This is a genomic window from Methylocella tundrae, from assembly GCF_901905185.1.
GTDB classification, from domain to species: Bacteria; Pseudomonadota; Alphaproteobacteria; order Rhizobiales; family Beijerinckiaceae; genus Methylocapsa; species Methylocapsa tundrae.
In genome coordinates, this window is the sequence record NZ_CABFMQ020000163.1 from 1 (window position 1) to 445 (window position 445).

A 445-nucleotide genomic window follows, 5' to 3' on the forward strand; every position below is an offset into this window, starting at 1 on the left:
GGCTGAAGGCGGCCCTCGTCGACATCACCGATCCGGCGATCCTGGCGCCCTTCGCCCGCTCGAAGTTCATCCCGGTGACCAACGCCGCCTATGAGCCGATCGAGCGCGTGGCGAAATCCACGGGCTTGCTCGACTGACGCGAGCGCAGCGCGGTGACCGCATCCCGAGCCGAGCCGGAGATCGTGCTGTCGGGCGCCCAGGCGGCCTATGACGGCAAGCCGGTCCTGTTCGGGGTGGACCTGACCATCCGGGCCGGCGAGCGGGTCGCCCTGATGGGCCGCTCGGGGGCGGGCAAGTCCACCCTGCTCGGGCTCATCCACGCCCAGGCCCCCGCCCGCACCGCGCTGATCCCGCAGGCGGCGGCCCTGGTGCGGACCCTGTCGGTCTTCCACAACGTCTACATGGGCCGGCTCGACCGGCGCTCGACCCTGCACAACCTGCGCAC

General features: G+C 71.9%; 1 protein-coding gene and 1 pseudogene. Both read left to right on the plus strand.

Annotated elements, in window-relative coordinates; genetic code table 11:
• Positions 1-137, plus strand: a pseudogene (locus MPC4_RS21855) (putative selenate ABC transporter substrate-binding protein); the annotation flags it as partial.
• A 15-nt stretch (positions 138-152) separates the two neighbouring features.
• Positions 153-445, plus strand: a 293-nt coding sequence (locus MPC4_RS20840; protein WP_174514228.1) for an ATP-binding cassette domain-containing protein, incomplete at its 3' end; no start/stop codon positions are given.